This window comes from Clostridium sp. 1001283B150225_161107_B6 (assembly GCF_015556325.1).
GTDB lineage: Bacteria > Bacillota > Clostridia > Lachnospirales > Lachnospiraceae > Enterocloster.
Genome location: NZ_JADNMD010000006.1, coordinates 231,596 through 255,844 on the forward strand (window position 1 = coordinate 231,596; position 24,249 = coordinate 255,844).

Below are 24,249 nucleotides of genomic sequence, written 5' to 3' on the forward strand. Positions count from 1 at the left end.
ACGACCAATTGGAGGATTGCCATGGCATTACAGGATTGTGCCCTGAATTTAAACCGTGCCGGCAGGGAGCTTCAGCCCCATGGAACGCCGGACTTTCCCTGTGCCGGATACTCTTCTGAATACACAGACAGTGCCGGAGATGTGGTTCCCTGGCACTGGCATGAGGATTTGGAAATCCTATACGTTGCATCCGGCTGTCTGCGTCTGCAGGTTCCGGGCAAAGCCTTTCATCTGAAGCAGGGAGAAGGCGCTGTGGTCAATTCCAATATACTGCACTTTGCTGCAGCAGAGCCTTTTTGCCAGCTTCATTCCCTGGTCTTTCATCCCCTTCTGGTTGCCGGGGGAAAAGATTCCGTATTTTCCAAAAAATATGTAACTCCCCTTCTCCAGTGCAGGATTTTTGACTGTTGTCCCCTGGACCTTCTGGAGGATTCCCCCGGCGAGGAGGGTCCTGCCGGTAGTTTCACCGCTGCCTTTGATGCATTTTACAGGGAGCCAATGGGATACGAATTTGTGGTCCGGGATGAGCTATCCCGTATCTGCTGTTCCCTGTACTGTCACTATGCCCATGCAATAGACTCCGGAGAGCCGGTTCCGGATACGGATAATATACGTATCCAGAAAATGATAAGCTTTATCCATGAGCATTTTAATGAAAACCTGGACCTGGCCCAGATTGCCAGAGCAGCGGATATTGGTGAGCGTGAGTGTCTGCGGTGTTTCAAACGCGCCATTCAGACCTCTCCCATGCAGTATCTTCTGAAGTACAGGGTAACCCAGGGAGCCTCCATGCTCCTTCGCAGTCCCGGCAGCAGCATCTCCACCATAGCAGGCATGTGCGGATTTAACAGTCCCAGTAACTTTTCCCAGATGTTTGGCCGGTTTTTCAAATGTACTCCCAGGGAATACAGAAGGGACAAATAGCCTCTTCTTCCGGCAGCAGGAAGAGGGGGCTTACCCGGATTTAATGATTTCTTTCTTACTCTCTGTTACAGCAGGTGTAGCAGCCTACCACATTTGCAAATGGCCAGACAGAGATAACCGCGACAATCAGCCGAAATGAAAACCCCAGAGTGGCTGCTCTGGGGTTTTCGTTTTGTGCCCACATGGACATCTGATTTCTTTCTTTTGCCTGATTTTATTATATCAGACACTGCTTACAAAATTAAGCATAGTTTTTCACCGAACAAACGGCCGCTATTTATTATTCAGAGCTGCCTGGGCTGCTGCCAGACGTGCAATCGGAACACGGAATGGTGAGCAGGATACATAGTTCAGACCAATCTTGTGGCAGAACTCAACAGATGACGGGTCACCGCCATGCTCGCCGCAGATACCGCACTTAAGGTCTGTTCTCGTAGCGCGTCCCTTTTCAACAGCCATCTTAACCAGCTGCCCAACGCCTTCCTGGTCCAGTCTTGCAAATGGGTCAGACTCGTAAATCTTAGCCTTGTAGTAGGAATCCAAGAACTTGCCGGCATCATCACGGGAGAAACCGAAGGTCATCTGTGTAAGGTCATTGGTTCCGAATGAGAAGAATTCTGCCTCTTCTGCAATCTTGTCAGCTGTAAGGGCTGCTCTTGGAATCTCAATCATGGTACCGATGTGATACTGGATGTCGGAATTCTTCTCCTTCTTAACCAGCTCGGCAATCTCAACCACTACGTCCTTAACATACTTAAGCTCTTTCTTCTCGCCTACTAACGGAATCATAATCTCAGGAATAATGTCGTATCCGCACTCTTCCTTAACTTCGATTGCAGCTTCCATGACAGCTCTTGTCTGCATCTTGGCGATTTCCGGATAGGTAACAGCCAGACGGCATCCACGGTGGCCCATCATTGGGTTGAACTCATGGAGTTCAGCACACTTAGCCTTAACATCCTCAACCGTCATTCCCATATCATCAGCCAGAGCCTTGATGTCCTCTGGGTCGGTAGGAACAAACTCATGCAGAGGCGGATCCAGATAACGAACGGTCATGGGTCTTCCCTCCAGAGCCTTGAACATGGCCTTGAAGTCGCCCTTCTGGAACGGAATCAGCTCATTTAAAGCCTCTTCTCTCTGCTCAACTGTCTCAGACAGAATCATCTTACGAATCTTTGGAATTCTCTCTGCGTCAAAGAACATATGCTCTGTACGGCAGAGACCAATGCCCTCAGCGCCCAGCTTAACTGCGTTCAGGGTATCTGCAGGGGTATCTGCGTTGGTGCGTACGCGCAGGGTCCTGAACTGGTCAGCCCACTCCATGATACGCTCAAAGTTTCCGCTTACAGTTGCTTCCTGTGTAGCGATATCGCCCTTGTAAATCTTTCCGGTAGAACCATCCAGGGAAATATAATCTCCCTCATGGAATGTATGTCCGCCAAGTTCAAATACCTTAGCCTCTTCGTCAATCTTAATCTCGCCGCATCCGGATACACAGCAGGTTCCCATACCGCGTGCAACAACTGCTGCATGGCTGGTCATACCGCCGCGTACAGTCAGGATACCCTGTGCTGCGTGCATACCCTCAATATCCTCTGGGGATGTCTCCAGACGAACCAGGATAACTCTCTCGCCTCTGCCGCCCTTGCCGGCATCCTTAGCCTCATCAGCTGTAAAGTATACCTTACCAGCTGCAGCACCAGGAGATGCAGGAAGTGCGCTTCCGATTACTTCGCCGGCCTTCAGTGCTTCCGGAACAAAGGTAGGATGCAGTAACTGGTCTAAGGACTTAGCCTCGATTCTGCATACAGCCTCTTCCGGAGTAATCATGCCTTCGTCTACTAAATCGCAGGCAATCTGGATGGCTGCAGGAGCAGTCCTCTTGCCGTTACGTGTCTGTAAGAAATACAGCTTGCCTTCCTCAATGGTGAACTCCATATCCTGCATATCGCGGAAATGGTTCTCCAGCTTCATGGCCAGGTCCATAAATTCCTTGTAGCACTCAGGAAGGTCTTCTGCCAGTTTGGAGATTGGCTGTGGTGTACGGACACCTGCAACCACGTCCTCACCCTGTGCATTAATCAGGTACTCGCCGTAGATTCCCTTTGCACCGGTGGATGGGTTACGTGTAAATGCAACACCTGTACCGGAGGTCTCGCCCTTATTTCCGAATACCATGGTCTGAACGTTAACAGCAGTACCCCAGTCGCCGGGGATATCGTTCATACGGCGGTATACGATGGCACGTGGGTTGTCCCAGGAACGGAAAACAGCCTTAACAGCGCCCATCAGCTGTTCGGTAGGATTCTGCGGGAAGTCCTCGCCATTCATGGCTTCCTTATAAACAGCCTTGAATTTTGCTGCCAGCTCTTTTAAATCATCTGCTGTCAGCTCTGTATCAAAATGTACGCCCTTTGCTTCTTTCATCTCATCGATGATTTTCTCGAAGTAGGACTTCGGAACTTCCATAACAACGTCAGAATACATCTGGATGAATCTGCGGTAGGAATCGTAAGCAAATCTTGGGTTGCCGGTCTTCTTTGCAAATCCCTCAACTGCAACGTCATTTAACCCCAGGTTCAGGATTGTATCCATCATACCAGGCATGGATGCGCGTGCGCCGGAACGGACAGAAACCAGTAACGGGTCCTCTGTATCGCCGAACTTCTTGCCATTGATACCTTCCAGCCAGGTAATTGCCTCAAAAATCTGGTCCTGAATTTCCTGTGAAATCTGCTTGCCACAGTTATAATATTCGGTACAAGCCTCTGTTGTAACAGTAAATCCCTGTGGAATGGGCATTCCCAGGTTTGTCATCTCTGCTAAGTTGCAGCCCTTGCCGCCAAGAAGGTTTCTCATTGCCGCACTGCCTTCGTGGAACTTATAAACCCATTTTGCCATAAGTTATTTCCTCCTCATGTTCTTGTAGACTGGCATTCTACGCTCTATTTTATGCCTTTCTTTCTGAACGGAACAAATATAAATGTCTTGTCCGTCCACCTCGTTCATTATATCACAAAGATTTCGCGAGTAAAGAGTTTTTCCGTGAAAATTTGTTAAATTTTAAGGTAAAAACGCTGTAAGCACTTTCATTTTCTGTCATTTTCACATATCCGTTGCACGGTCGCATATACGAATTTTCAATGGTATATGCACTGAACTTTGCGGATATCCCTGCATCCGACCAAAAGTCGAACCGAATCCCCTTCCTTTTCATACATGTAAGCTCTTACAACTTTTAAAAGTCAGACAGAACGTACAAAGGCAGGTAACCACCCAAAAAGAAATCCCGTGTACTGGCATACACGGGATTTCGCTTTGTGACCACATGGTCTTAACTGCTTTCTTAGCTATATTCGTTTTACATCAAATCCCACGCAATGTCAAGTTTACACCTTAAAGCGATACCCAACCCCCCATATCGTCTCGATATACTGCGGTTTGGCCGTGTTAAACTCAATCTTCTCCCGAATCTTCTTGATGTGCACCGTTACCGTGGCAATGTCCCCAATGGACTCCATATCCCATATCTTGCTGAACAGCTCTTCCTTTGTAAATACATGGTTAGGGTTCTGGGCCAGAAAGGTCAGAAGGTCAAATTCCTTTGTGGTAAAGGTTTTTTCCTCTCCATTGACCCACACACGGCGGGCTGTCTTATCAATCTTCAGGCCGCGTATTTCAATCAGTTCATTGGCCGGCTGTCCGCTGCCAATAAGGCGCTCATAACGCGCCATGTGCGCCTTCACCCTTGCCACCATTTCGCTTGGGCTGAAGGGCTTGGTGATATAGTCATCGGCCCCCAGCCCCAGTCCCCTTATTTTGTCAATATCCTCTTTTTTAGCTGAAACCATGATGATGGGCGTGTTCTTTACTTCCCGCACTCTTTTGCATATCTCAAATCCATCGGTGCCGGGCAGCATCAGGTCCAGAATCAGAAGGTCATAGTCTTCCTTCAGCGCCTTATCCAGACCGGAACTTCCGTCATTTTCAATCTCCACTTCAAAACCGGACAACTCCAGATAATCCTTCTCTAACTCTGCTATGCTCTCCTCATCTTCCACGATTAGAATTTTGCTCATCCTGTAAAACCTCCTGATATTTTCTTAGAACAAAATGAATCTCCGTTCCGATTCCTTCCTTGCTGGTGGCCCATATACGTCCCCCGTGGTCCTCCACAATTTTGCGCACGATGGATAAACCTATACCGCTTCCTCCCTGAGCTGAATTGCGCGAGGAATCCGTGCGGTAGAACCGGTCAAAAATATTGGGCAGGTCCTTTGCTGCTATGCCTTTGCCGTTATCCTCTATCTCTACCTGAATAAAATCACCTACGTCCTTTATCCTGATATTGATAATGCCCTTTTTCTTATCCAGATATTTCACGGAATTGCTGATGATATTATTGATAACGCGTTTCATCTGCTCTGCATCGGCAATGATGACCACGTCCTCATCCACGTAATTGAAATATCCCAGTTCAATTCCTCTGGCCTCCATATCCAGGCCAACCTCCTCCACACAGTCCCTGAAATACTGGGCCACGTTGATTTTGCTGAAGGTGTAGGGAATCTTATTGGTATCGATTTTGGAGTAAAAGGTCAGTTCGTCAATAAGCCTGTCCATATCATTAGACTTATTGTATATGGTACGGATGTATTTGTCCAGCTTTTCCGGCGAAGACGCCACGCCGTCCAGTATACCCTCCACGTATCCCTTAATAGCCGTAATCGGTGTTTTCAAATCATGGGATATGTTGCTGATTAGTTCCTTATTATCCTTATCATACTGTATCTTATCTTCTGCATTCTCCTTCAGCCGGATACGCATCTCCTCAAAATCCTGGCAAAGCTGTCCTATCTCATCATCCGCATCCACATCCAATGTGAAATCCAGGTTTCCGTCTCGAATCTTCTTCGTGGCCTCCTGAAGTTTATTCAGGGGGCTGAGAATGGACCGGTATACCCAGAATGTCAGCACGATGCCTGCAAACACCAGAATCGTAATGCCCAGTACAAGCATTTCCTTAATCATGGATTTTACTTCCGGAATCAGGTCATCTACATTTGAAATAATGAAGGCGCTTCCTTCCTCGCCGTCCGGGAACGTGAAATCCATCTGCTTAATCAGGTGCTGGCTCTCGCCGTCCAGATAAATACCGCCCTCCAAATCCCCCTTCATCATATCAAACTGGGGCAGCTGGGCGCATATGGCCTCCCCGGCCACTTCGTTGCTGTCGCCGCAGTATAGGATAGTATCTCCTTTTCGCACAATCAGATATGCATAGTGGCTTTTCAGTTCCGCATTGACCTTATCCAGATATGATAAATCATCATAGAGACCCGGGTCATTGTTAAGTGTCTTCCTGATGTCCTCCTGGGAACGCTTGGTAATACGGTTAAATATCTGCATGGAATTGCCGGAGAACAGGTCCACCTGCTCCGTAAGTCCGTATTCCTTGGTAAAAGACCTGGTCTGATAATTGCTGAGTGCAAGGACCAGCAGATAAAACAGCAGCATGGGAACGATGGTTATGGTTAAAAATGCCACCGCAAGACGGGTCCTCAGTTTCATAAGTCCCATCCTCCTTTGTCGTGTTACGGTCTGACATTACTAGTACTGCATCGTATAAGTTTCATGCATATACAATGCAGTACCTGCTTCTGTCTGAAAACAAAGACAGTCTGTCATCCGTTATTGCTAGTATATCACAATTACTAATATTCGTTTATAAAAGGTTTCTAAATTTTATGAATAAAAGTCCTGTTTTTCCTTGTTTCCTCCTGGATTTCTGATATAATAATACTATTGTCCTTACAAAGCAAGGACCAAAAGGACGAATGATTGGGGTTATATTTTATGATAGGATTTTACAGCTACACGGTTGTATTGACATACCTTGGACTGGCTTCCGCTGCCATGGGCATGATTCTCACCATCCAGGGTTTTGCAAAATATGCATTGTTCTGTCTTGCGTTCTCAGGCCTGTGCGACATGTTCGACGGCAAGGTGGCCCGCATGAAAAAGAACCGCACCGAAGACGAAAAGCGCTTCGGCATCCAGATTGACTCTCTCTGCGATGTGGTTTGTTTCGGTGCATTTCCAATGACACTGTGCTATTCCATCGGCATGCGGGGACCGGCAGGTATTTCCATCCTTGTATTCTACCTTATTGCAGGCGTTATCCGCCTGGCATTTTTTAATGTGATGGAAGAAAGACGGCAGGACGAGACAGACGAAGCCCGCAAGTACTACCAGGGACTTCCCATTACCTCTATAGCCATTATTCTGCCCCTGTTCTGCACCCTGCGCCCTTTGCTGGGCCACAGGTTCCTGTCAGAGCTTCACATCTGCATCCTCACAGTGGGGCTGCTGTTCATCATTAACTTTCCCCTGCGCAAGCCCGGCTGGAAAATGCTGACCCTTCTGGTCGCCCTTGTATCCTGTGCACTGATTAAGATATATTTCTTCTGATAATAAAGAAAGGTGTGATTCCATGCAATATGCAGACAGAACCGGCCGCTCTCTGGGCGGCAGCACCCTCCAGGACCGTTTCCTGGAGAATTTATATGCCTGTTTTCTGGGCCGTATGCTCATAAAACCCCTGACCCACCCGGCTGTTTCCGGAATCTGCGGCGCGTTTCTGGACTCTCCGCTGTCAGCGCCCTTCATACCCGGATTCAGGAAATCCGCCGGAATCTCCATGGAAGGCTGCGAAACACCGGCCGGCGGAAAATACCGTTCTTTTAACGCCTTCTTTACCCGCCGTTTGCTGCCGGAGGCAAGACCCTTTGACACCAGAGACCATATCCTGTGCAGTCCCTGCGATGGATTTGCAAGTGTCTATCCCATACGTAAAAACATGCGCCTGACCATTAAGCACACGGAATATACACTGGACCAGCTTTTAAAGGACTCCGGACTGGCTGCCCGCTACGCCGGCGGCACAGCCCTGCTTTTAAGGCTCACTGTATCTGATTACCACCGCTACGCCTATGTGGACCGCGGCCGGCGCTCCTCATACCGCAGGATTCCCGGCGTTCTCCACACAGTCAATCCGGCGGCAGCCTGCCGGCTGCCTGTCTACAAGGAGAATTCCAGGGAATATTCCCTGCTGCGTTCCCACGCCTTTGGCACGGTGCTGATGATGGAAATAGGAGCCCTTATGGTGGGGAAAATTGTAAATCATCACAAAGCCTATACCAGCATTGACGTGTTCCGCGGCCAGGAAAAAGGCTATTTTTCCTTTGGCGGTTCCTCCATCCTGCTGCTGTTCCAGCCCGGCGCTGTCTCCATTGATAAGGACATCATGCGCAACACGGCCCTGGATGTGGAAACCAGGGTGCGGATGGGCGAAGCCATTGGACAGGTAATGGAAAAAAACTAATGGACCCCTATTGAATCCAATTTAAAATTCAGAAATACAAATCCCCCACTATTCCGGAAAAAGTGGGGGATTCTTATTCATATTATAATATCAGTCTGTCAACGCCTTTAAAACATAAACTTCTCAGCAAAGTAATCCTTCAGCTCTGCAATGGGAACCCTTACCTGCTCCATGGTGTCCCTGTCGCGGACCGTTACCGCATGGTCTTCTTCTGAGTCAAAGTCATAGGTAATGCAGAACGGAGTGCCGATTTCATCCTGTCTCCTGTATCTCTTACCAATATTGCCTCTGTCGTCAAACTCGCAGTTATAATATTTGGAAAGCTCTGTGTAAATCTTTTCAGCGCCTTCGTTCAGTTTCTTGGACAGCGGAAGCACGCCCACCTTTACAGGAGCAATGGCCGGGTGGAAATGAAGAACGGTTCTTACATCGCCTTCCCCAATCTCCTCCTCGTCATAGGCAGCGCACAGGAATGCCAGGGTTACACGGTCAGCTCCCAGTGAAGGCTCAATTACATAAGGAATGTATCTCTCCTTTGTCTCATCGTCAAAGTAGGACATATCCTGTCCGGATACCTTCTGGTGCTGGCTTAAGTCATAGTCAGTCCTGTCGGCAATGCCCCAAAGCTCGCCCCAGCCAAATGGGAACAGATACTCCAGGTCTGTGGTTGCCTTGCTGTAGAAGCTCAGCTCCTCAGGAGAATGGTCCCTGTCCCTCAGCTCGTCGTCCTTAATGCCTAAGGACCTTAACCAGTTAATGCAGAATTCCTTCCAATAAGCAAACCACTCCAGGTCAGTGTCAGGCTTGCAGAAGAATTCCAGCTCCATCTGCTCAAATTCCCTGGTACGGAAAGTAAAGTTACCAGGCGTAATCTCGTTGCGGAAGGACTTGCCAATCTGTCCAATGCCGAAAGGCACTTTCTTTCTGGATGTTCTCTGAACATTCTTAAAGTTTACAAAAATACCCTGGGCAGTCTCCGGACGCAGATAAACCGTGCTCTTGGCATCCTCTGTTACGCCCTGGAAGGTCTTGAACATCAGATTGAACTGGCGGATATCCGTAAAGTCATGGGCGCCGCAGCTTGGACAGCAGATATTGTTGTCATCGATGTACTGCTTCATCTGCTCCTGTGACCAGCCGTCAACAGAGCCTTCCATCTGGATTCCATGGGCGTCATTGTAATCCTCAATCAGTTTGTCTGCACGGAATCTCTCCTTGCACTGCTTACAGTCCATCAGAGGGTCGGAGAAGCCGCCCAGATGTCCGCTGGCAACCCATGTCTGGGAGTTCATCAGAATGGCACAGTCAACGCCTACGTTGTAAGGACTCTCCATGATAAACTTCTGCCACCAGGCTCTCTTTACATTATTTTTCAGTTCCACACCCAGGTTTCCATAATCCCAGGTATTGGCCAGGCCGCCGTAAATCTCAGAACCCGGATATACAAAACCCCTGTTCTTGGCCAATGCCACGATTTTCTCCATTGTCTTTTCCATATCTGCATCCTCTCTTTTAATTATTATAGATTTAATATAGATTAAATCATAAAAATTACTTTAATATGATGTAGCTGGTTCCCTCCCCGGACGTCTGCACCCGGTTGGAATCCTTCAGCACACAGCCGTCACTTACATATTGAATCTTTTTCTCTGTCACAATGACGCCCTGTCCTGCCGCCTTGACCACCATGCTCTGCCCTTCCTTGAGGGCTGTCCCCTGGTCCGCTGCCTTCCCCTTCTCATCCTTAAAGGATACATCCGTAAGTTCACCGGACATGGCAGCCACCCTTCCTGTATCCAGCTGGGTAAAGGGCACATTATAATCCCCAATCTCCTGGGCAAATTCAATGAGGCGCCCCGGAGTGTCGTATTCCGTAACCAGTGTGGCTGTTCCCTTCTCAATCCTGGCCGAAACCATGGCCACCGGAAGTTTCTCAGAACCTTCTGTATTTTCATAGGAAGCAGCCTTGCCCAGCCCGCTGTTAAAATTACTGATTTTCTGTCCGGCTGAGGTTTTCAGCTCATCCTCTGTATAGTCCCCCTGCTGGTAAGTCTCTACCGACGCCCACCTGACGCTGCCGTCGCCTGCCACATAGACGCTGTTCTCCGTGGGTTCTGCGGCTCCCCCCATGCCTATCCTGGAGCATCCCGCAAGCGCCACAGCCGCTGCTGCCAGCAGCAGGATACCCATCACAATCTTCTTCATATCTGTTCCTTCCTCATGCTTCTTTGCCGCGGTACCGGGCATATGGACATATTATATCCTCTGAATGCCATAATTTCAAGACTTATAATGGATTTTATGCTGTCAGGGTTTCCAGAATTTCCAGGGAACGGAACTCATGACGCACAAAATACCGTCTGCTTTTTTCCACAACAGACTCAAATTCCTTCAGCACCTCTTCCTTCAGCACAAACTTATAAAGGGACTCGGCCGGCGAACAGATGACATACTCCCAGGCGTATTGGCAGGATTCTGAAACAGGAACCGGAGGGTCCTGTGTGTATTCCCCATTGATTACCATGCTCTTAAGCTCAAAAATCCTGCGCACCAGCTGGTTTGGAAGGGCCGGACGCAGCAGGGCCCTGAGGGACTGGTAGAGAAGCTTTAACAGCTCTGTCCCGTCCAGGTTTTCCTGGGCAAAATAAGCCGCTGTTTCCAGAAAATAGGAGCCGTAGCAGGCTGCCTCCATGTCCGCGGACAGCTCGTCAAAATAATTGGTAATCTGGGCTGACTGCAGATTGTAGGCATTCTTCCCCTCATAAAGGTTAAAATTTCCAAAACAAAAAGGCCTGCTGGCTGCCATCAGGAGATTGCCCGGCTTCCTGGCGCCATGGGAAAATGCGGTAATCTTTCCCCTCTCCCTTGTAAGCAGCACCAGACGCCGGTCATAATCCCCGGAGGGAGCCGAAAGGAGAACCATCCCAGTCAATGTTACTGTCTCTCTCATTTCCAGTTTTCCCCTCCTCTCAGCATTTCCATCAGACCCTCTGCCAAATCCCTGTGGTTTTTCCACCGTCAGCGTTGTAAAACCAACCGTTAACCACATTTATAGACGAGATTTTTTCTCAGATTTCTTTTTGATTGTAGCCGTAATTCTTCATATACAGCTCGCTGTCCCGCCATTCCTTTCTGACTTTGACCCACAGCTGCAGGTTAACCCGGGTATCCATCATGTTTTCAATCTCTTTCCTGGCCTCTATGCCGATGCGTTTCAGCATGCTTCCGCCCTTTCCAATGATGATTCCCTTGTGAGATTCCCTCTCACATACAATGCTGGCCTCTATGTCAATCAGGCCGTTTGGACGTTCCTTCATCGTTTCAATGGTCACGGCAATGCCATGGGGTATCTCATCATCCAGCAGGCGCAGGGCCTTTTCCCGTATAAGCTCGGAAGCTATCTGGCGCATGGGCTGGTCTGTCACTGTATCCTCATCATAAAACTGGGGTCCGTAAGGCAGGTATTTAAAAACCAGCTCTGTCAGCAGGTCCGTGTTCTTATCCTTTAATGCAGAGAGCGGCACGATTTCCGCAAACTCGCACACATCCTTGTAGGCCGCAATAAAGGTGAGGATTTCATCCTGGTTCTTCACCGTATCAATCTTATTGATTACCAGAATAACCGGGGTGTTCACATTTTTAAGCTGCTCCGCAATATGGCGCTCCCCTGCGCCGATAAAGGTGGTTGGCTCCACCAGCCAGAGAATCACATCCACTTCCTTCAGTGTGTGCTCCGCCACATTTACCATGTATTCTCCCAGCTTATTCTTGGCCTTATGGATACCGGGAGTGTCTAAGAAGATAATCTGCCCCCTGTCATCTGTGTACACGGTCTGTATCCTGTTTCTGGTTGTCTGGGGCTTATCCGAGGTAATTGCAATCTTCTGGCCAATCAAGTGGTTCATCAGAGTGGACTTGCCCACATTGGGACGTCCAATCAGCGTAACAAAGCCCGATTTCTTCTGTATATTCTCTTCCATTTAGCTCTCTCTTCCTTAAAATTAGTGGTAAAGATTCTTTATCTCACCAAACATGCCCTCCTGGGCCCGAATCTGTTCATCATTTCCAATCACGCACAGCGCCCCGGTGTCCAGAACGGCCTGTACAATGTCAGCCAGGGCCTTTATATCTTCCTGGGTCACATCCAGAATCTGCTCCCTCTCCTTCTGCACCATTTCATCCGTCACGCCGGAAAGGTATGCAGACAGGTTCCTGGCTCCCTTCATGGATGGGGTAAGAGGCGTATCCACATCGCTCATGGTACCAATAACATACTTTGTCATGTCCCTCTCGTCAATGGAGAAATTCCTCAGATAGTCCGGAATTCCTTCGTACACCTGATTGGTCGCTTCCAGGTTGGGATCCCTGTAGGATACCAGGCATCCGTCCCCCGTGCGGCTGAAGCTGCTCATGCATCCGTAAGCCCCGCCCTTGACACGCAGGTTCATCCACAGGTATTCATAGTTCATGATAACCTTTAAGACTCTCAGGGCGCCTGTGTACTCCAGTTTTCTTCCGCCGGCTTCCTTTCCCGCAAAGGAACCGCACCTGGCCACATAATTCACCTGGGATGCTGTTTTAAAGCCCTCGTTGCGGTTGTCCGGCCGGAACACAAATTCATATTTCTTTCCTTCTCCCTGTACAAGGGCCGACCGGAAGGTCTTAAGCTCCACCGGCAGCCTGCTGTAGCCTTCTGCATCAGCCGTATAGGATACCAGCAGGTTATCCGGGATGAACAGGCGGGAACATACATCCTTAAGTCTTGCAATCAATTGTCCCCTATAGGAATGGTCCTCCCCAAACCTGCGGCTGACATCCTCCAAAAATTGATAATATCCAATTCCTCCGGTGATATCGTTGAACGCTGCAGCAGCAGAGTAATAGGATGAAGCCCTGCCAACCGCTGCTCCGTGGGATGCGTCCTCCATCTTCATCCTGGCCCTGGACCTGGTTTCGTCCAGAATCTCTCCCAGACGCTTTTCATCATCCAGTTTGGAACGGGTCAGAATCTCTGCCAGTATGGAGAAGGCAAAGTCCAGTTTATCATAAAGCACCTTTGCACTGGCAACAAACGCCCCTGTAAATTGTCCGGGATGCGCCGTATCCGGATAAGATGACACTGCAAAGCTCACACCGCCGCTATTAAGATAAATCTCGCTGGTCAGGTCCCCATAGCTGTAATGCTCCGTATCCACATATCCCAGCACTGCCTTCAGAAGTCCCACATAGGGCAGGTCCTCAGCCGGCACCCGGCTGGTGTCAAACAGCACCTTCAGATATCCGATTCCGGATGTGAACAGGCTGCTGTGGATTACCCTTACTCCGTCCTCCACCTTTACCTCGTAGGAAAAACGTCCGCCTTCCCGTTCAATATCCTCCCGCTGCAGCATGGGAATCTTCTCCAGGTCCTCCTGTCTGGATGGTTTCTCCTGGTATTCCTTTAGCTGTCTGGTCCGGACGGTCAGAGCCTCCAGCTCTTCCCTGCCAAGGGAATCCTTATAAGCCTTCAGCCTTTCAGCCAGCCTGCGGTCCTCCTCAGCTGTCTGGTTTACCCTGGGGCGCACCAGGACAACCGCCTCATGGGGGTTATCCAGAAGCCAGCGTTGTATCAGCTGTTCAAAATACCCTTCCTCCACTGCTTGTTTCAGGTAATCAAAGGTCTTCTGGTATTCCAGGTGGAGGGTAGGCTTTCCGCCGTACAGCCAGCTGTCCAGTGACCACAGACCGTACATAAGTCCCTTTGGCGCGGAACCATAGTCCGCTTCGCGGTAACGGAATTCATAGAGATTCAGTCCGGCCAGAAGGCTCTTCCTGTCAATTCCCTGGTCAGCCAGCTTTCGCAGGGTTCCCTTTACAACCGCCAGGAATTCCCCCTTCTGCTCCGGATTGGCGTTCTTTGCAACGACGGAGAAATAGGGCTGCAGAATCCCGCAGTCATAACCGCCCAGAATGTCCTGCCCAATGCCTGCATCAATCAATGCCTGCTTTAAGGGCGCGCCCGGTGCGTTAATCAAAGTATATTCCAGAATCTGGAAAGCAACATAAAGTACAGGGTCCAAATCCGTCCCCACCACAGTGTTGATGGAAATATAGGACCTGTCCTTTGTCCCCTCCTCCTCCGTGACCGAGTAGGTGATTTCCCGCTGGACCGGACGTTCAAAGGGCTGCTGCAGGGTGATGGCAGAGTCTGCATGGCAGTCCTTCCTGTCATAATGTCCCAGGTACTCCTGGTCCAGCCATGTCAGCTTCTGCACCATATCCATATCTCCGTAGAGATAGATATAGCTGTTGGCCGGATGATAGTAATTCCGGTGAAATGCAATGAACTTCTCATAGGTCAGTTCCGGTATCACAGCAGGGTCGCCCCCTGACTCATTGGAGTAGGTGGTGTCCGGGAAGAGCACATTTCTGGTAAAACGGTCCAAAACACTTTCCGGCGATGAAAAGGCTCCCTTCATCTCATTATACACAACGCCGTTGATGGTCAGCTCATCCTCTGGAGACTCCAGTTCATAATGCCAGCCCTCCTGAAGGAATATCCTGGGCTCCCTGTAGATAGCAGGGTGGAGCACGCCGTCCAGATATACGTCCATCAGATTCTGGAAATCCTTGTCATTGCAGCTGGCCACAGGATATACGGTCTTATCCGGATAGGTCATGGCATTCAGGAACGTGTTCAGGGAACCCTTGACCAGTTCCACAAAGGGGTCCTTGACCGGAAACTTATCCGACCCTTCCAGCACACTGTGCTCCAGTATATGGGGCAGTCCCGTACTGTCATCGGGCGGTGTACGGAAACCGATATAGAACACCTTGTTCTCATCCTCATTGGACATCAGGAAAATCCTGGCGCCGCTTTTTATGTGTTCCAGCACCATGGCCCGGGAGTCCATTTCCTCCACGTACATCTCTTCTGACACGCGGTAAGCGGCCAGCTCTTTTACCTGTTCCAGATTCCTTCCATCTGCCATTGATTCACTCTCTCCATTCTATCGTTCATTCAGTCATATCATGATAATTACTATTCTGCCACTATTTCCACGGCCCATACACCCGGCCTCTTACAGAACCCTGCCGTATGGCCCTTTCCTATATTCCAGCCATTTATTCCGGCTGTCCCCTCCCGGCATGTATCCCATGTATCCCATCCATACCGTCACATATTCCCCATGAGCCTGTCCTTCACAATGGAAGCGCATTCCCTCACGCACAGATGGATGAACAGAACCGGGTCAGAGTCGGCCGATATGCCGTATACATTGTCAAATCCCCATTTTTCCGCTGTAAGTCTGGCACGGTAAATATGGAAATTGCTGGTGAGGACTCCTATTTCCAGGGGCTTATCCGGTGCAATGGCATAGGGAACCGAACCGGTCTTGCCGGGCATGGGGATAATTTCCCTCTTGTCCTTCATCCGGTCCTGCTCTATGACAATTTTACTGTAGGCAATGTTCTCAACCGTGCTGGCGGAATACTCCTCCATCAGCAGCTGCCCGGGGCTGACTCCGTTGTACACCAGGTAATCATACATGACCCTGGCCTCGCTTTCCGTCTCCCCCGGCCCCCGGCCCCCTGAGAGCACCAGAATGGTGTCCGGATTCTCCTCCGCATAGACAATGGCCCTGTCCAGCCGTTTTCTCAGGGAATTACTGACCGTATGTTCCTTGACCCTGGCTCCCAGCACAATAACATAATCCAGGTTAGCCTTGCCCGGCGTGGCAGCTCCCAGAAACACCAGGACACAGAGAATTCCCAGCACAGCCACACCGGCAATACAGGTGGTCACCACCGACACCGGCACCCAGCGGGGAATCCGTTCCATGTTCCTGGCATAATACCATCTTCCATATACCAGGAAAACAAGCAGGGCCGCAAAAAACAGCCATATGAAGGCAAAGGAGGTGCTTATGCCCGCATACACCACAATGATTATAAAATAAGCAACGCAAAGCACTGCCAGCCCCATAAGTACTCCATCTAACATCCCAAGGCACCTCCTGTCTGCCAGAGCCCTCCCGGCCCAGGCGCAGCTTCTTCCTCCCGAATACGGTTCCGGACAGTCTATTCCTCAGTCTCTTCTTTTCTCCGCAGGATATCATAAACAGATACCTCCGCCGGCAGTCCGACCCACAGAATCTGTTTTGAATGGGGCGCGCTCTCCTGCTCATTGCCCTCATTATCTGTGATGGACTCCACTGTCACTTCCAGATTTTGTCCTCCGGGCTTCATGACCTCAATGGTTTCACCCACGGAAAACTTATTTTTCTGCTCAATCCTGCACCGGCCCCGGCTGTCCGTGTCCTCCACGGTTCCCAGATATGTGTAGCTTTTCACATAGGTGCTGCTGTCATATATGTGGTCATCCGCCGTGGGTTTCCCAAAGTAGAAACCGGTGGTGAACCTGCGGTTGGTGCATTTTCCTATTTCTTCCCTGTACCACTCCAGATTTTCCCTGTAAACCGCCGGGTCCTTCAGATAATCGTCAATGGCCCTGCGGTAGGCCCTGGTGACCGTAGCCACGTAAAGGGCGGTCTTCATCCTTCCCTCTATCTTAAAGCTGTCAATTCCGGCATCTATCATCTCAGGAATATACTCCACCATGCACAGGTCCTTGGAATTGAAGATATAGGTGCCCCGGTCATTTTCATATACAGGCATGTACTCCCCCGGTCTGGTCTCCTCCACCAGAGAGTATTTCCAGCGGCAGGGATGGGTGCAGGCGCCCTGGTTGGCGTCCCTTCCCACAAAATAATTGCTCAGAAGGCATCTGCCGGAATAGGATATGCACATGGCGCCGTGGATAAAACTCTCTATCTGCATATCCTCAGGAATGCGGTCCCGGATTTCCCGGATTTCCGCCAGAGACAGCTCCCTTGCAGACACCACGCGCCTTGCTCCCAGTCCGTGCCAGAACAGGTAGGTTCCGTAATTGGTATTGTTGGCCTGGGTGCTTATGTGTATTTCCATGTCAGGAAGGACCCTTCTGGCAATTGCAAACACGCCCGGATCCGATATGATAAGCGCATCCGGAGCCACATCCCTCATCTCTTCAAAATAAGCCTCCACCCCCGGCAGGTCCCCGTTGTGAGCCAGTATGTTGGCTGTCACGTAGACTTTAACCCCGCGCGCATGGGCAAAGGCAATTCCTTGTTTCATCTCTTCATTGGAAAAATTATGGGCCTTGGCCCGCAGGCCAAATGCCTCGCCTCCGATATATACGGCATCCGCCCCGTAAACAACGGCTGTTTTCAGCACGTCCAGGCTTCCAGCCGGTATCAGCAATTCTGTCTTTCTCATTCCACTCTCTCCGTATACTTGGTGCTGACAGCAACCCCGTCCCCTATGGGGATGATGGCTGTCTCCAGTCCCTTCCTGTGCTTCAGTTCGTACAGATACCGCCGCATCCTGCTGTGGATGGTCCTGTTCCTGCGCTCCACCGCAAAGCGGGATTCCACAATGTCCCCGTCCTGGAGAACATTGTCCGATATGAGCATTCCCCCGTCTGGCATCAGTTCCAGAATCATAGGCAGCCAGTGCAGATACTGGCCCTTTGCGGCATCCATGAACACCAGGTCAAAGATCTGTCCCTTCAGTCCGGCCAGCAGGTCGTCTGCATCTCCTGCCAGAAGGGTAATGCGTCCCTCCTCACCGGCCTTTTTAAAATTATCCATGGCCGCAGGGATTCGCTTCTCATACTTCTCAATGGTGGTGATGCGGCAGTTTTCCGGCATCACACTGCACATAAGAAGGGATGAGTATCCCACAGCCGTCCCTATCTCCAGTATATGTTCCGGCCGCAGGGCTGCCACCAGGGTCTTTAGAAGGGCTGCTGTCTCCCTGCGTATAATAGGCACCCGGTCCCTGACAGCTTCCTGTTCTATGGAATCCAGCAGACTGCCCTGGCTGGATTCCAGGGAATGTATATAGTCCGTAATCCTGTTATTTACTATCATTGGGTTCCATCCTCTGCAGCATCCTCAATCCATCCGTCTTCCATCTCCTGGTCCTCGCCTTCATAGGTCTGCTCATTGGCCTGGACCTCCTGGGAGTCCAGGGCATCCGCCCCTGCCTGGGAAGCCGGGGTGCCGTCAGCCGGTATTCCCTGGTCTGTTTCCGCTGCCGGAACAGCCCCGTCCTGGGATGCGGCTGCCGGTTCCGCGGATGCCCCCCGTCCGGAAGCAGCTCCATCCCCTTTGGTCCCCTCTGATGCGCCGGATTCAGATGTCCTGGCTCCGGACGCCTTGGCTCCGCCGGACTGGGCCGGTTTTGCGCTGTCTTCGGTTTCCGGCTTCTCATTGAGCAGCTGGAGGATTTCCTTGGATGTCATGGACGTATTAAGGTTATAGGTGCCAGGATAGATTGTCTCGTAGTCATAGAACTTGCTCTGGAAAATAAAGGCAAACTCACTTTTAATAAGCCCCTTATGGGCAAGAAACTCCGCAGCCTCAGACACGGATTCCTCCGAATCAATCCGGACTACCATATCCTGTCCCGGCGCCTCGTCCACTGCCTCGGCAAAAAATATCTCATGGCCAAAGGCATAGCCCCTGGCAACCGCCTCGTACAGCAGCAGAATAATCAGGGCATATACCATGAGTTTCACGGATATGCTGATTATAGTGGTTGTGATTTTGTTGATTTCCCTTGTCCTATTGCTCATAATCCATTCCTCTTATCCTGCCCGGCGTCTTCATGTCCGCGGTATTCCCGGACCGGGCGCGCTGCCTGTACGGCAGCACGCGGGTCCTGAATCTTATACCTCCATGATAATTGGCAGAATCACGGGATTGCGCTTCATGCGCTTCCACAAAAAGTCACTTAAACTGTCTTTGATGATGTTCTTTATCTTACCCCAGTCGCTGACATGACGGTCCAGGCAGTCCTGTACCGCGTCATATACAATGGTGTGGGCTTCCTCCAGTAAATCCTCGGATTCCCGCACATACACGAAGCCTCTGGACACAATGTCCGGGCCTGCCAGCAGCTGGTTGCTGTGTTTCTCTAAGGTCAGCACTACTACAATAATACCATTTTGTGCAAGGTTTTGTCTATCCCGTAATACGATATTGCCCACATCGCCCACGCCCAGGCCATCCACAAAGATGCCTCCGCAGGTCACATGGTCTATAACCTCGCAGCTGTCCTCGTCCAGGGCAACCACATCGCCGGAATTGACCATAACCGCGTTTTCCTTCTGCACTCCCATAAACTGGGCCAGCTCTCTCTGGGCCATACGATGACGGTACTCGCCATGGATGGGGATGGAAAACTTGGGATGCACCAGGGAATAAATCAGCTTTAAGTCCTCCTGGCAGGCATGTCCTGAAACATGGGTATCCTGGCAGATTACCTCTGCGCCCTTCATGGACAGCTCGTTCACCACATTGGCCACGGCCTTCTCGTTGCCCGGTATAGGGGTGGAGCTCAGCACCACCACGTCTCCCGGCAAAATGGATACCTTCTTGTGAATGCTGGCAGCCATCCTGGAAAGAGCAGCCATGGACTCGCCCTGGCTTCCCGTTGTGATGAGCACAGTGGATTCCGGCGGGTAATTCTTCAGGTGTTCAATGTCAATCAGAGTTCCCTCCGGCACATTGATATACCCCAGCTTGCTGGCAATATCCATGATAGTCACCATGCTGCGGCCTTCCACCACAACCTTGCGGCCGTATTTGTATGCCGTGTTCACCACCTGCTGCACCCTGTCCACATTGGAGGCAAAGGTAGCCACAAAAATACGCTGGTTCTTGTGTTCTGCAAATATGGCGTCAAATGTCTTACCCACGGTGCGCTCAGACATGGTGAATCCGGGACGGATGGCGTTGGTGCTGTCTGCCATAAGGGCCAGCACGCCCTTTTTTCCCAGCTCCGCAAAGCGCTGCAAATCAATGGGGTCCCCAAATACCGGCGTGTAGTCAATCTTAAAGTCTCCTGTGTGCAGCACGGTTCCCACCGGCGTAAATATGGCCAGGGCGGATGCATCCTGGATGCTGTGGTTTGTCTTTACGAATTCCACCCTGAAACATCCCAGGTTCACGGACTGTCCGTGCTTCATCACCTTTCTCTTGGTGTTCTTTAAGAGGCGGTGCTCCTCCAGCTTATGCTCAATCAGGGCAATGGTCAGCTTTGTGCCGTATACAGGCACATTGACCTGCTGCAGGATATAAGGCAGGGCGCCGATATGGTCCTCATGGCCATGGGTGATAACAAAGCCCTTCACCTTGTCAATGTTCTGCTTTAAGTAGGTCACATCCGGTATTACCAGGTCAATGCCCAGCATGTCGTCCCCCGGGAAGGCCAGTCCGCAGTCCACTACAATGATGCTGTCCTCATATTCAAAAGCAGTGATGTTCATACCAATCTGCTCAAGACCGCCTAACGGAATGATTTTCAGCTTGCCCTTTCCGTCCTTTTTTCCGTCCCGTGCCTTTTGTCTGGCAGGTGCGGGAAGTGCTTTTGATTCGCCGGAATTTCTGGCCGTCTTAGAGTCCCCTGTATTCCTGGAATTCCTGGATTCTCCTGCATTCCTGGATGATTTGGCCTCTCCTGCATTCCTGGACGCTTTGGCTTCCCCTGTGCTCCTGGACGATTTGGCTTCTCCGGTATTTCTGGAAGCTTTTGACTCGCCGGATGCCTTTGTGTTTCCGGTTCCCCTGGAGGTCCTTGCACCGCCGCTGTCCTTGGACTCCTTGGCGGCAGAGACTGTCTGGGCCTCACCCTTTTGTCCGTTTCTGCTCTTGGCCTGTCCCCGTGGGGAACCCTGGCTTTTCTTTTTCTGGGTTTCCCCATTCCCCGCCGGTTCCTTGGACGCAGTCTTTTTCTGGGCCGGTCTTCTGTTCTGCGGTTTCCTGGCAGGCTGCTCCTGTGCGGCGGCTGCCTCCTGAACATTGGTTTCCTGAACGCCGGACTCCTGGACGCCGGACTCCCGGACACTGTTTTCCTGTACGGCCTGGATTCTTACCTCTGCGGCTGCCTCCGGCGCCACCTCTGCCGTATTCTCTTTTTCTTCTAAATTCAAATTGATTCCTCCAATCTCTGTTTCTATCTATTTCTCAAGGTCCACATCTGCATCGCTTAACAGCTCTTCAAACACTTTCATCAGTGCGTCCAGTTCGCTGTCGTCTTCCACAAACTCATACACGGCCTCAGCGTCCTGCTGTCCTGACATATCCTTAAGGATATAGCACTCTCCGTCCTCGCCTTCCGGCGCGTCTGTTACAAGCAGATAACTCCTTGCATTTATCCTTGTTTCCTCTAACACATAAAAATCCACGGATTCACCGGAATCCGTCACCATGGTAATCATATCTTCTCTCGTCTTTTCTTCCATCTCTTCTCTCCTGGCTTCTGACTGTTCCGCCGCAGCCTAAACATGCTGCAGGCTGTCCAGATATCCCTGCAAAATCAAGGCCGCCGCAATCTGGTCCACGCTTTTCTTCCTGTTTTCCCTGCGGACGCCGCTTTCAATCAGCACACGCTGCGCCGCCACTGTGGTGAGGCGTTCGTCCCAGAGAATAACCTCAAGGCCGGTGCGCCTTTCCAGGGCAGCTTTAAACTCCTGGGTCTTTTCCCCCCGCTCGCCCACTGTATTGTTCATATTCTTAGGATAACCAAGAACAATACGTTCAATCTCGTATTCACCAATTAATTGCTCAATCCGCGCAAGGGTCTGTCGTAATTTATTCTCGCTGGCCCTGGTGATTGTTTCCACTGTCTGGGCAGTAATACCTAAAGGGTCGCAGACCGCCACCCCAACTGTTTTTGAGCCAAAATCCAGACCCATTATCCTCATATTCAATTCCTCCGGTAAACATAAAAAATCGGAATGCACCATAAAAGCAGCTGGCTCATCGCCAACTGAATGCATCCCACTCATATCCATCCGTACATTACTGCGAAGGCCTGTCCCCAGGCCTTCTGTTATTCACGCCGCATATCCTTGCCCGCCCGCTGTCAGCGGGCCGGTTGCCCCTGGAGCGCCTTCTGCAGGTTGCCCCGGAACCTGTCTGAACCGTTCCTATTTCAGACGGGCATCAATATACACAGCCATCAGTTCCTCCAGAATCTCATCACGTTCAACCTTCATAATAAGACTTCTGGCGCCCTTATGGCTGGTAATATAAGTCGGGTCCCCAGACATGATATAACCCACTATCTGGTTCACGGGATTATACCCCTTTTCAGTCAAGGCAATATAGACCTGCTCCAGTACGTCGCTTACTTCTATCTTTTTGTCCTGAACAGCTTGAAAATATTGTGTATCTTTTATATTGCCCATGTCATCACGTCCTTTAAGTATTCTTCTCTATTCTACATTATATTTTGCTATTCGGCAATAGATTATTTTCTTAATTTTTTCTAATTATTGTCATGTTTCTGTAAAATGTCGCACAATCTTTCCGTCTTTTCGGAAATATGTTCCTTTTTTTAAGAAAATTCTACCTTTAATACCTCATCATTCAGGAGTCCTGAAGCAGAAAGTTCCATAATGCGCCCCGCAAGCTGCTTCCGGTCCATCCCGTCCTCCAGCAGAAGGGCTGCCTTGACATACTGGGGCGTATAGCCCGTCATATACCACTTTCCTTCCATCTCAGCCGCTTCCTCAAACAGAACCGATACCCGTTTTCCCGCAAACCGCTCCCTGTACCGGCGGGACATAGTCTTTTCCAGCTCCAGCAGCACATCGCTGCGCCGGGCCTTTACCTGCTCCGGCACCTGATCCGCCATAACCGCTGCCCTGGTGCCCTGGCGTCTGGAATATTTAAACACATGCATCTCATAAAATTGCACTGTCTCCAGAAAATCCCTGGTTATCCCGAACTCTTCCTCTGTCTCTCCCGGAAATCCTGCAATCACATCCGTTGTGACGGCCGGATGGTCAAAGGTCTCCCTGAGTATGCTGCAGCGCCTGAGATAATCCTCCGTTGTATAGTGGCGGTTCATCCGTTTCAGCGTGTCATCACAGCCGCTTTGAAGGGAAAGATGGAAATGAGGACAGAACTTCGGCAGGCCGGCCAGCTTTGCCGCAAATTCCCTGGTAATGATTCTGGGTTCCAGGGAGCCCAGGCGGATGCGCTCCAGCCCTTCCACCCGGTGAATCCGTTCTATCAAATCCCACAGAGGGCCGCTGTCCCAGTCTCCGCCCTTTACAGGGCTTCCGTCCATGTGTTCCGTTCCATAGGAGCTTAAATGGATGCCTGTAAGCACCACTTCCCTGTATCCCCGGGCCACCAGGCCTTCCACCTCAGCCACCACATCCTCAGGCTTCCTGCTTCTGACTCTGCCCCTGGCGTAGGGGATGATGCAGTAGCTGCAAAACTGATTGCAGCCGTCCTGAACCTTGATGAACGCCCTGGTATGTTCCCCCAGACGGCTTACATGAAGCTCCTCGTACTCCCCGGCGCTGGCAATGTCCAGCACATAGCCGTCCCTGCCGGTCCGCCGGTCCCGCATGTACTCTTCCAGAATGTCCGCCAGACGGGCCTTATTGTTGTTGCCGATAATGATATCCACGCTGCTGTCTTCCTTCAGGGTGCCGGCAGCCACCTGGACATAACAGCCCGCTGCCACCACCACGGCCTCCGGGTTCAGCTTCTTTGCGCGGTGAAGCATCTGGCGTGATTTGCGGTCCGCGATATTGGTCACGGAGCATGTATTGATGATATAGACATCCGCCTTCCGGTCAAAGGGCACGATTTCATAACCGCGCTCCTCCAGCTGCTGCTGCATGGCCTCTGTCTCATAAGCATTAACTTTGCATCCCAGGTTGTGCAGGGCTGCTTTTGGCATTGTAAAACCTCCTGTTCACGGTCTGCTGCGACCAATTATACAGGGCATCCGCCCTATGGAACTATAACCAAATTACCATATTGTTCCTGCGTTTTTCATGCAATCTCACTATTGACTTTTAGTCCCCCTGTCTGTAGTATTAAAGCAAA

The 24,249-nt window shown here is 50.6% G+C and carries 20 protein-coding genes; 3 read left to right on the forward strand and 17 right to left on the reverse strand.

Features of this window, described 5'->3' with window-relative positions; all coding sequences use genetic code 11:
• Positions 1-21 precede the first annotated feature (21 nt).
• Entirely contained in the window at positions 22-924 is a 903-nt protein-coding gene (locus tag I2H39_RS16050) for an AraC family transcriptional regulator (protein WP_195626983.1), read from the forward strand.
• Between the two features lie 273 nt (positions 925-1,197).
• Here the strand turns inward: I2H39_RS16050 and ppdK are convergent, their stop codons facing one another.
• The 3 genes from ppdK to I2H39_RS16065 all read right to left on the reverse strand — a co-directional run bounded on the left by ppdK (position 1,198) and on the right by I2H39_RS16065 (position 6,498).
• Positions 1,198-3,828: a pyruvate, phosphate dikinase gene (ppdK, locus tag I2H39_RS16055; protein ID WP_138309410.1), complete on the reverse strand. Its 2,631-nt coding sequence runs from the start codon at positions 3,826-3,828 to the stop codon at positions 1,198-1,200.
• A 488-nt stretch (positions 3,829-4,316) separates the two neighbouring features.
• A complete protein-coding gene (locus I2H39_RS16060) occupies positions 4,317-5,006 on the reverse strand; it encodes a response regulator transcription factor (RefSeq protein WP_002567780.1) in 690 nt (229 codons plus the stop codon).
• Positions 4,978-6,498 (reverse strand): HAMP domain-containing sensor histidine kinase, encoded by a 1,521-nt coding sequence (locus I2H39_RS16065; RefSeq protein ID WP_138309411.1) that lies wholly within the window; start codon positions 6,496-6,498, stop codon positions 4,978-4,980. Before I2H39_RS16065 ends, I2H39_RS16060 begins: the two co-directional genes overlap by 29 nt.
• 285 nt (positions 6,499-6,783) lie before the next feature.
• Here I2H39_RS16065 and I2H39_RS16070 point away from each other — a divergent pair, with 285 nt between their 5' ends.
• Positions 6,784-7,398: a CDP-alcohol phosphatidyltransferase family protein gene (locus I2H39_RS16070; protein WP_138309412.1), complete on the forward strand. Its 615-nt coding sequence runs from the start codon at positions 6,784-6,786 to the stop codon at positions 7,396-7,398.
• 22 nt (positions 7,399-7,420) lie between these two features.
• Positions 7,421-8,311 (forward strand): phosphatidylserine decarboxylase, encoded by an 891-nt coding sequence (locus tag I2H39_RS16075; protein WP_138309413.1) that lies wholly within the window; start codon positions 7,421-7,423, stop codon positions 8,309-8,311.
• Between the two features lie 107 nt (positions 8,312-8,418).
• On the opposite strand, the gene I2H39_RS16080 is transcribed toward I2H39_RS16075, so the two are convergent.
• From I2H39_RS16080 to mtaB, 14 genes are all read right to left on the reverse strand, one after another.
• The gene (locus tag I2H39_RS16080) at positions 8,419-9,807 is read right to left on the reverse strand and encodes a glycine--tRNA ligase (RefSeq protein ID WP_195626984.1); all 1,389 of its coding nucleotides are present in this window, start codon (positions 9,805-9,807) and stop codon (positions 8,419-8,421) included.
• A 55-nt stretch (positions 9,808-9,862) separates the two neighbouring features.
• Complete coding sequence (locus I2H39_RS16085) at positions 9,863-10,516, reverse strand: hypothetical protein (protein WP_195626985.1); 654 nt, start codon at positions 10,514-10,516, stop codon at positions 9,863-9,865.
• Between the two features lie 94 nt (positions 10,517-10,610).
• Complete coding sequence (gene recO, locus I2H39_RS16090) at positions 10,611-11,261, reverse strand: DNA repair protein RecO (protein WP_195626986.1); 651 nt, start codon at positions 11,259-11,261, stop codon at positions 10,611-10,613.
• 118 nt (positions 11,262-11,379) lie between these two features.
• Entirely contained in the window at positions 11,380-12,291 is a 912-nt protein-coding gene (gene era, locus I2H39_RS16095; protein WP_138309417.1) for a GTPase Era, read from the reverse strand.
• Between the two features lie 21 nt (positions 12,292-12,312).
• Complete coding sequence (locus I2H39_RS16100; protein ID WP_195626987.1) at positions 12,313-15,282, reverse strand: insulinase family protein; 2,970 nt, start codon at positions 15,280-15,282, stop codon at positions 12,313-12,315.
• 185 nt (positions 15,283-15,467) lie between these two features.
• Entirely contained in the window at positions 15,468-16,295 is an 828-nt protein-coding gene (locus I2H39_RS16105) for a YdcF family protein (RefSeq protein ID WP_138309419.1), read from the reverse strand.
• A gap of 77 nt (positions 16,296-16,372) precedes the next feature.
• Positions 16,373-17,608, reverse strand: a complete 1,236-nt coding sequence (locus I2H39_RS16110) for a U32 family peptidase (RefSeq protein WP_138309420.1) — start codon at positions 17,606-17,608, stop codon at positions 16,373-16,375.
• The gene (locus I2H39_RS16115; protein ID WP_195626988.1) at positions 17,605-18,264 is read right to left on the reverse strand and encodes an O-methyltransferase; all 660 of its coding nucleotides are present in this window, start codon (positions 18,262-18,264) and stop codon (positions 17,605-17,607) included. Before I2H39_RS16115 ends, I2H39_RS16110 begins: the two co-directional genes overlap by 4 nt.
• A complete protein-coding gene (locus tag I2H39_RS16120; RefSeq protein ID WP_195626989.1) occupies positions 18,261-18,971 on the reverse strand; it encodes an endolytic transglycosylase MltG in 711 nt (236 codons plus the stop codon). Before I2H39_RS16120 ends, I2H39_RS16115 begins: the two co-directional genes overlap by 4 nt.
• A 93-nt stretch (positions 18,972-19,064) precedes the next feature.
• The gene (locus I2H39_RS16125) at positions 19,065-20,705 is read right to left on the reverse strand and encodes a ribonuclease J (RefSeq protein ID WP_138309506.1); all 1,641 of its coding nucleotides are present in this window, start codon (positions 20,703-20,705) and stop codon (positions 19,065-19,067) included.
• Between the two features lie 651 nt (positions 20,706-21,356).
• Positions 21,357-21,641 (reverse strand): DUF1292 domain-containing protein, encoded by a 285-nt coding sequence (locus I2H39_RS16130; protein ID WP_002567794.1) that lies wholly within the window; start codon positions 21,639-21,641, stop codon positions 21,357-21,359.
• Between the two features lie 36 nt (positions 21,642-21,677).
• Positions 21,678-22,103, reverse strand: coding sequence for a Holliday junction resolvase RuvX (gene ruvX / locus I2H39_RS16135; RefSeq protein ID WP_138309423.1), 426 nt, complete (start codon positions 22,101-22,103; stop codon positions 21,678-21,680).
• 225 nt (positions 22,104-22,328) lie between these two features.
• Positions 22,329-22,589: an IreB family regulatory phosphoprotein gene (locus tag I2H39_RS16140; RefSeq protein ID WP_002567796.1), complete on the reverse strand. Its 261-nt coding sequence runs from the start codon at positions 22,587-22,589 to the stop codon at positions 22,329-22,331.
• Between the two features lie 149 nt (positions 22,590-22,738).
• Entirely contained in the window at positions 22,739-24,100 is a 1,362-nt protein-coding gene (gene mtaB / locus I2H39_RS16145; protein ID WP_195626991.1) for a tRNA (N(6)-L-threonylcarbamoyladenosine(37)-C(2))-methylthiotransferase MtaB, read from the reverse strand.
• Positions 24,101-24,249: the final 149 nt, after the last annotated feature.

Bases quoted from the DNA above. Each gene is read 5' to 3' on its own strand.
- I2H39_RS16050 (WP_195626983.1), top strand. From the start codon at position 22: ATGGCATTACAGGATTGTGCCCTGAATTTAAACCGTGCCGGCAGGGAG.
- ppdK (WP_138309410.1), bottom strand. From the start codon at position 3,828: ATGGCAAAATGGGTTTATAAGTTCCACGAAGGCAGTGCGGCAATGAGA.
- I2H39_RS16060 (WP_002567780.1), bottom strand. From the start codon at position 5,006: ATGAGCAAAATTCTAATCGTGGAAGATGAGGAGAGCATAGCAGAGTTA.
- I2H39_RS16065 (WP_138309411.1), bottom strand. From the start codon at position 6,498: ATGAAACTGAGGACCCGTCTTGCGGTGGCATTTTTAACCATAACCATC.
- I2H39_RS16070 (WP_138309412.1), top strand. From the start codon at position 6,784: ATGATAGGATTTTACAGCTACACGGTTGTATTGACATACCTTGGACTG.
- I2H39_RS16075 (WP_138309413.1), top strand. From the start codon at position 7,421: ATGCAATATGCAGACAGAACCGGCCGCTCTCTGGGCGGCAGCACCCTC.
- I2H39_RS16080 (WP_195626984.1), bottom strand. From the start codon at position 9,807: ATGGAAAAGACAATGGAGAAAATCGTGGCATTGGCCAAGAACAGGGGT.
- I2H39_RS16085 (WP_195626985.1), bottom strand. From the start codon at position 10,516: ATGAAGAAGATTGTGATGGGTATCCTGCTGCTGGCAGCAGCGGCTGTG.
- recO (WP_195626986.1), bottom strand. From the start codon at position 11,261: ATGAGAGAGACAGTAACATTGACTGGGATGGTTCTCCTTTCGGCTCCC.
- era (WP_138309417.1), bottom strand. From the start codon at position 12,291: ATGGAAGAGAATATACAGAAGAAATCGGGCTTTGTTACGCTGATTGGA.
- I2H39_RS16100 (WP_195626987.1), bottom strand. From the start codon at position 15,282: ATGGCAGATGGAAGGAATCTGGAACAGGTAAAAGAGCTGGCCGCTTAC.
- I2H39_RS16105 (WP_138309419.1), bottom strand. From the start codon at position 16,295: ATGTTAGATGGAGTACTTATGGGGCTGGCAGTGCTTTGCGTTGCTTAT.
- I2H39_RS16110 (WP_138309420.1), bottom strand. From the start codon at position 17,608: ATGAGAAAGACAGAATTGCTGATACCGGCTGGAAGCCTGGACGTGCTG.
- I2H39_RS16115 (WP_195626988.1), bottom strand. From the start codon at position 18,264: ATGATAGTAAATAACAGGATTACGGACTATATACATTCCCTGGAATCC.
- I2H39_RS16120 (WP_195626989.1), bottom strand. From the start codon at position 18,971: ATGAGCAATAGGACAAGGGAAATCAACAAAATCACAACCACTATAATC.
- I2H39_RS16130 (WP_002567794.1), bottom strand. From the start codon at position 21,641: ATGGAAGAAAAGACGAGAGAAGATATGATTACCATGGTGACGGATTCC.
- ruvX (WP_138309423.1), bottom strand. From the start codon at position 22,103: ATGAGGATAATGGGTCTGGATTTTGGCTCAAAAACAGTTGGGGTGGCG.
- I2H39_RS16140 (WP_002567796.1), bottom strand. From the start codon at position 22,589: ATGGGCAATATAAAAGATACACAATATTTTCAAGCTGTTCAGGACAAA.
- mtaB (WP_195626991.1), bottom strand. From the start codon at position 24,100: ATGCCAAAAGCAGCCCTGCACAACCTGGGATGCAAAGTTAATGCTTAT.